The 6894-nt window shown below is 43.6% G+C and carries 8 protein-coding genes; 5 read left to right on the forward strand and 3 right to left on the reverse strand.

From position 1 onward, the window contains the following. The 3 genes from AACQ21_RS03180 to AACQ21_RS03190 form a co-directional block, all read left to right on the forward strand. Positions 1-216, forward strand: a 216-nt coding sequence (locus tag AACQ21_RS03180; protein ID WP_308514277.1) for a PaaI family thioesterase, incomplete at its 5' end; no start/stop codon positions are given. 104 nt (positions 217-320) lie between these two features. Then, positions 321-617: a PTS fructose transporter subunit IIB gene (locus tag AACQ21_RS03185; RefSeq protein WP_013856969.1), complete on the forward strand. Its 297-nt coding sequence runs from the start codon at positions 321-323 to the stop codon at positions 615-617. A 6-nt stretch (positions 618-623) separates the two neighbouring features. Further along, positions 624-1418: a PTS sugar transporter subunit IIA gene (locus tag AACQ21_RS03190; protein ID WP_105976439.1), complete on the forward strand. Its 795-nt coding sequence runs from the start codon at positions 624-626 to the stop codon at positions 1416-1418. A 2-nt stretch (positions 1419-1420) separates the two neighbouring features. Here the strand turns inward: AACQ21_RS03190 and AACQ21_RS03195 are convergent, their stop codons facing one another. Then, a complete protein-coding gene (locus AACQ21_RS03195; protein WP_105976440.1) occupies positions 1421-2278 on the reverse strand; it encodes an AraC family transcriptional regulator in 858 nt (285 codons plus the stop codon). Between the two features lie 373 nt (positions 2279-2651). Here AACQ21_RS03195 and AACQ21_RS03200 point away from each other — a divergent pair, with 373 nt between their 5' ends. Then, a complete protein-coding gene (locus AACQ21_RS03200) occupies positions 2652-4550 on the forward strand; it encodes a PTS fructose transporter subunit IIABC (protein ID WP_017047683.1) in 1899 nt (632 codons plus the stop codon). A gap of 141 nt (positions 4551-4691) precedes the next feature. Continuing rightward, entirely contained in the window at positions 4692-5900 is a 1209-nt protein-coding gene (manA, locus tag AACQ21_RS03205) for a mannose-6-phosphate isomerase, class I (RefSeq protein WP_105976441.1), read from the forward strand. Positions 5901-5995: 95 nt separating this feature from the next. Here manA and AACQ21_RS03210 read toward each other — a convergent pair whose 3' ends face one another. Further along, positions 5996-6172: a hypothetical protein gene (locus AACQ21_RS03210; RefSeq protein ID WP_181185519.1), complete on the reverse strand. Its 177-nt coding sequence runs from the start codon at positions 6170-6172 to the stop codon at positions 5996-5998. Between the two features lie 259 nt (positions 6173-6431). Further along, entirely contained in the window at positions 6432-6707 is a 276-nt protein-coding gene (locus AACQ21_RS03215; protein WP_013856975.1) for a hypothetical protein, read from the reverse strand. Positions 6708-6894: the final 187 nt, after the last annotated feature.

Raw genomic sequence — 6894 nt, forward strand, 5'->3', positions numbered from 1 at the left:
GCCATGACGCATTGTCTGTTTGCACAGTGCATTTATGCGATGACGGCAGAGCTAAACGTACGTTATCTGCACCCTATTCCACTGAATGTACCGTTGCAAGTCGAAGCGCATCTTATCAAACAAAAACGTCACATTTACTATCTGTGCAGCACCATTTTTTATGATGGGCTTCCCTATTCTACGGCCAGTGCAAAGTTTATGTGCAAAGCCGAGTAGCCTGAGTGCTACAGCCATTAGGGTGCTGGCTTAGCGTAAACTTCGGTTGAGTCACGCTTTCATCCTCCTTATACTCACTCATCATTTCTCTATTATCTTTCGTTATGAAAATTATCGCAGTAACCGCTTGTCCAACAGGCATCGCGCACACCTATATGGCCGCAGACGCACTCAAAAAAGAAGCGAATAAGCGTAATATCTCAATCAAAGTCGAAACCCAAGGCGCAATGGGTGTCGAGAACCCACTGACAGTGGCAGATATTGTCAACGCGGATCTGATCCTCATCGCTTCAGATATCGACATTGAACAGCGTGAACGTTTTGTTGGTTGCAAAACGGTTCAGGTGTCCATTGAAGAAGTGTTGACGAACGTGCAATCTGTTTTAGATCGTCATTTGTAACCGCCGATGATCACAACGCGCATCACGTTTGTTTTAAAAGCAGGCGGTCTAGTCAGCTGGCAATTAAATGAATTGAAAGATCTCAACCGCCATTTTCGCTCGGTGGTGGTGCTGTTTAACATCACGCGTGACAACAAGGCAATGCTTAACCATACACTGCAAGTGTTAAGCCTTGGTTCAAACCCGGGAGATGTATGCCAAATTGCCATTGAAGGGCTCGACGCCGAGTTGGCCTGTATGGTGATGACAGAGTATTTGCGCGAGCACACACTGCTTATTTCAACATCGCACAAACAAAATGCTAAAGCGGAATTGGCGTTTGCCACCCACCTAGCTTTTCAACTGCCTTTTTCGCTACAGTGGCATTACGCCACATTAGGCTCAGTGGTTAGCAAATCAGAGGCACTCGACACGATTGCTAAGCAGATCATTCCCACGCATTGTCATGATATTTTGTATGCGCTGGAAAAAAGAGAAGCCATCTCCCCGACCATTATTGGCCGTGGAATAGCACTACCCCATGTCATTCACGCACGAGTTGCCCAGCCAACACTGGCGGTTCACTGGTTAGCAAACCCGCTATCATGGTCAGAAAAATCCGGCGATGTGTCGCTGATCATCACCTTATTACTGCCGACATCAGCGCCGCGAACCGTAATTAAACCGGTCACGCAGTTAACTCGTTGGTTGCTGGAAGAGGAACATCGTCAATGGCTACTTACGGCAAAAAGAGAAGAAACCCTTAAAGCCATTTTGCTGCACGTGATGGCTAAGCCGTGCGACCCAATACAAAATGAATAGCTTTATTGCGACAGAGTTCGATATTCAGATGGAGTCATACCCGCTTTGCTTTTAAATACGCGGAAAAAATAATTCACATCTTGAAATCCACAGCGCGTGGCCACTTCGGCTAAACGAAAGGTGTATTTCTTCAACATAAATTTTGCCCGTTCAATTCTTACCCAAGTGATGTAATCAGCAAGAGTCATGTGTCCTTGTTGGCGAAACATGCGCGATAAATGGTTGGCAGAGATATTAAACCGCTGTGCGATGCTGTCACGGCAAATATTGCGATGAAAATTTTCTTGGATATAGATGCAGATGCCTTGATATAAATCTTCACTGCGCTTTTTAGGAGAAGCGGTCGGTTGATCAAGCATTGTGGCGCTGTAACTCAACAGAGCAAACAACAAATGTTCGTCCATTGGGCTTTTCTGAGGCTCACGTGCTAATGCATTTAGCCCTTCGAGCATGTGATCAATCGCGTGCCCAGTACGCGTTGGGATACTGTGTTTCTGAACATCATAAAAACCACTCTCGCCTTTGTGTTTACTGACCAAACTAAACCCCATTTGACGACGGCCAAATAGCAAACTCAAGACCGAACAGCTCTCTTGCCAATCGGGTTTATTCCAGCAGTTCGGGGGTATATAAAGCGCATCACCAGATAAGATGTTGACCTTACTAATACCGTGTTCAATCTCTTCGATTTCGTTGCTATACACGCCGCTTAAAACCAATTCTAGACGAGGGAAATTGACTTGGTAACTGAACGCTGGCGGCGTTATTTTGTCCCCAGCAAACCATATTCGATTAAAACTTTCTCGCTCCGAGAGCAGCACTTCAATCACATTTTTAAATACTGGGATCACAAAACTCACCCTATACCCATCAATAAAACGAGGCAACTATAATCCAATACTTCATGGATCACCAATTATTACGCATTCGATAACTCCGCTCGAAAAAGCAAAATAATCAATTTATCCAATTGAATTAAAATAAAAAATTAATCATAAATTCAAATTATCACCCTAAAACCAAAATAAGAGCCTGATCACGTTTGTAGCCACAGGTTACAATAATCCAGTAAATGCCAGTTTCGTACACTACCACTGTTCACCCGAGGCGCTCACAATATCTCCAACAAAAAGCGCGGTGCGCAATAACAATATCCCCAAACAGTTTGAAGTTGAAGCCAACATGGCTCAGTTCTAAGTGCGAAGGGGATAAAAACCATATAGGGGACGAAACATGATCACTCAACTCATTAATGAGAACTTGATCCGGCTTGATTTGAAAGCAACATCAAAAGATGGCGTTTTCTCAGAGCTGGTCGATGTACTGTTAGAACAAGGACGCATCAGCGATAAATCGCAGTTTTTAGCCGATATCTATGCTCGTGAAGAGCTTGGTAACACTGGATTTGAAGATGGTGTCGCGCTGCCTCATGCCAAAAGTTCCGCCGTTATCTCGCCTGCAGTTGTGATAGGCATCAGCAAAAGCGGTATCGAATATGGCGCGGAAGATGGCTTGCCTTCTAAATTATTTTTCATGATAGCCTCACCTGATGGTGGTTCAAATCATCATATTGAAGTGCTGGCAGAGCTCTCTTCCAAGCTGATTGAAGAAGGGTTCATCCAACGTTTCTTAGACGCAAAAACAGAGCAAGCAGCGCTAGATTTATTGCTACAAAAAACCGAAAAAACAACCGATGTTGAAGCTAATAAAGGCTTTTTGATTGGCGTAACGGGCTGCCCAGCGGGTGTTGCACACACTTATCTTGCCGCTGAAGCGCTGGAAAAAGGGGCCGCCGCGATGGGTTATCAAATTAAAGTCGAAACCAACGGTTCGATTGGGGTGAAAAACAGCCCAACGGATGAAGAGATCGCTAAAGCTGATGCGATCATCGTGGCTTGCGACAAGCAAGTTGACATGGTGCGCTTTGCGGGTAAAAAACTGATTGAAACTGGCGTTAAAGCGCCGATTCGTGATGCAAAAGGGTTGATTGAAAAAGCCCTCAGCGCACCAAAATATCAAGCCGATGCCAGTACCAAGACTTTAGATGGAAAAGGCAAAGCGGCGCAAGCTCGCTCCGATTTATACCGCTATTTGATGAATGGTGTATCGCATATGATCCCATTCGTTGTTACTGGCGGTTTGTTGATTGCTTTAGCACTCGCTATTGGCGGCGAGCCAACCGAAGCTGGTATGGCCATTCCTGACGGCAGTATGTGGAACCAAGTACTGAACGTCGGTGTGGTTGCTTTTACATTGATGATCCCCATTCTTGCAGGTTACATCGCGTATGCGATCGCCGATCGCCCCGCTCTGACTCCTGGCTTAATTGGTGGTTGGATCGCTAACAACGGGTCATTCTACGGCGCAGATGCCGGTACAGGTTTTATCGGTGCCATTATTGCAGGCCTTTTAGTCGGTTATTTCATCAAATGGTTAACAAGCATCCATTTTCACAAGTTTATTCAACCACTTGTGCCAATCATGATTGCACCCATCGCAGGCTCACTCTTTATCTCTGGGCTCTTTATTTTTGTTATCGGCGCGCCGATTGCAAGCTTGATGGATGGCTTAACCGCACTACTTACGAGCATGAGCTCAGGTAACGTGATACTGCTCGGTATTGTGCTCGGCGGCATGGCTGGCTTTGATATGGGTGGCCCATTTAACAAAGTGGCATTCCTTTTCTCTGTTGGTATGATTGCCAGCGGTCAAACTCAATTTATGGGTGCAATGGCGTGTGCCATTCCAGTCGCGCCACTCGGTATGGCTTTAGCAACCGTTTTGGGCCGTAAACTGAACTTGTTTGAAGCCTCTGAAATTGAAGCAGGGAAAGCTTCCGGTGCAATGGGCTTGGTTGGTATCTCTGAAGGGGCGATTCCATTTGCCGCGCAAGATCCGATGTCAGTCATTCCAGCAAACATCTTGGGGTCGATGGTTGCAGCGGTTATGGCGTTCACTTTTGGCATTACAAACAGTGTTGCCCACGGCGGTCCTGTAGTAGCATTGCTCGGTGCCATGAATAAGCCTTTGCTAGCTTTGCTTTGCATGGCAACCGGTGCTGTAGTAACAGGTGTTGTTTGTATCACTCTGAAAAAAATGCGCCAAGCGAAATTACAACAAGCAACGGCTTAATGATCAAGCACTCTCCCCCGAGAGTGCTTGATGTTCATCAATGCTGAGCTTCTGACTTTATGTTGTACTCCCGCTTTAACTCGGGAGTTTTTTATTTCGCTTACTCTGTGTACTGCTACTTTGTTTTTATTTTGATTTTTTGTGAGATGCACTATGACCAATAACAAACAGCCTTTCTATTTGATGGACAATGTCATCCAAAACTATGCGTGGGGAAGCACGACTTCGATTCAGCACTTGTTTGATATTGCTAACCCAACCAAGGCTCCACAAGCAGAAATTTGGATGGGAGCACACCCAAATGGATGCTCACAAATTCATGTGAATGGAGAACCTGTTTCGTTGCTTGAGATGATCAACCAAGATAAAACAGCGTTTCTTTCTGCTGCTACTGCAACAACCTTTGGTGAGTTACCTTATCTTTTCAAAGTACTTGCCGCAGCGAACGCCCTTTCGATTCAAGTTCACCCAAGTAAGCAAGAAGCGGAAATTGGTTTTGAGAAAGAAAACCAAGCGGGGATCCCACTCAATGCCGGACATCGCAACTATAAAGATCCTAACCACAAGCCGGAATTGGTTTACGCCCTTACCCCTTATCAAGCGATGAATGGGTTTCGCCCAATCACAGAGATTGTTGAACAATTTCAAACGCTGAATATCAATGCGATTTCAACCCTAGTCGATGCTTTTGCACACAACCCAACATCACAAGGTTTAAAAACCTTTTTTAGTGCATTGCTATCATTAACTGGCGAGAAAAAAGAACATGCGGTGAATGCATTATTAGCATGTGCCCATCATCATTCAGATGATGATCTTTTTGAGCTCATTTTAGAGCTGGCACAACAGTACCCCGGTGATATCGGTCTATTTTCTCCATTAATGCTCAATGTACTCACTTTAGCTCCGGGTGAGGCCATGTTTTTAGACGCCAGAACGCCACACGCCTACTTGAAAGGTACCGGGCTTGAAATCATGGCCAATTCAGACAACGTGTTGCGCGCTGGCCTAACACCCAAACACATGGATATTGAAGAGCTCGCATCATGCACGCTATTTGAAGAAAAACCCGCTTCAAGCCTGTTATTGAAACCAATCGAAGAAAATGGAGCATTATTGTTCCCTGTCCCAGTCCGCGATTTTAAGTTTGCGATTTACCTCAATGCTGCGCAAGTTAACGTGAAAATAAACAGTGCCGAAATTATCTTTGCCGTTGATGCTGATGCAACCTTAACCCATGACAATGGTGAGTCTCTAACCGTGAAAAAAGGTCACTCAATCTTCATCCCCGCATACGCTGAACATTATCAACTGTCATCACTTGGACGTGTCGCACGCGCGTATAATTAACAGCCGACGTGATAAACAAAAAAAGCCAGCATCTGTTCTGCTGGCTTTTTATTTGGGATTATTACGAAAATTTGCGCTAATCAATTTGTGGGCAGTTAGATATTCTGCGACTGCTTCCAAATCGCCAGTTCAACCCACATTTGTTCGAGTTGTTGCAACTCTTCTTCTGTGAGCAGTGCTAAGGTCGTTTGAGATTCAGATGTCGGACCGTCTTTGAGAGAGCGAATCTGCGCATAAAAATCCTTCTTTAATTGCGATATCACAGGGTCCACAACCGATTCCTATAAAAATACTAAAATTCTCAAAAATAATACCATTTTTCATAGGCATGTCTTATGTCGTGTTAAGTTATGGAATAGTTATCACATTTCTAATGTCGGAGGTTAAGGCATCACAAAGCACACCTCCAATTCCATAATCAACATTACACTTTTCAAACATTAAAACCAGAACTACAAATTTTAGATAAAAAAAGAGCAATGCAAAATAAATGGCATTGCTCAACTTCCAACAAAATCCCTACAAGGATATCTACAAACTTAGCTCTGCTGGAACAACACTGACTTTCTCATCAAGTTCAATGGGGTTTAAAAAATTAGCGCTGTGTTCTTTACACAAAGGTATAACAAATAGCCTATCATCACTAAAACCAGTTTGTTTGACCAATACGCCATGATGATGCTTGTTTATGCAATTATGTTCTGCACAAAATTGGTATTCATTATTATTAAAGTGATTCCAGTAACTAAGCCAATTCTGTTTTGATTCTTCACTTAAATTTTCGTTAAATGTATTGGTTACAATCATTGTTCAATCCTGTCGATGAGCACAAAATGATAATATGACGAAATAGAAACCATAAGTATGAATAAGCTATCACTTTCTTGACGTTCAAATATCATTTAATGAATTCTATGAATTTAATTCTCACGCCGACTAATGCTTGACTATTAAACAATAGAAATTTAAATAGAAAAACAAATATCCCTACAAT

Source organism: Vibrio sp. V01_P9A10T6 (assembly GCF_963877065.1).
Taxonomy (GTDB): domain Bacteria; phylum Pseudomonadota; class Gammaproteobacteria; order Enterobacterales; family Vibrionaceae; genus Vibrio; species Vibrio anguillarum.

Bases quoted from the DNA above. Each gene is read 5' to 3' on its own strand.
- AACQ21_RS03185 (WP_013856969.1), top strand. From the start codon at position 321: ATGAAAATTATCGCAGTAACCGCTTGTCCAACAGGCATCGCGCACACC.
- AACQ21_RS03215 (WP_013856975.1), bottom strand. From the start codon at position 6,707: ATGATTGTAACCAATACATTTAACGAAAATTTAAGTGAAGAATCAAAA.
- AACQ21_RS03190 (WP_105976439.1), top strand. From the start codon at position 624: ATGATCACAACGCGCATCACGTTTGTTTTAAAAGCAGGCGGTCTAGTC.
- AACQ21_RS03200 (WP_017047683.1), top strand. From the start codon at position 2,652: ATGATCACTCAACTCATTAATGAGAACTTGATCCGGCTTGATTTGAAA.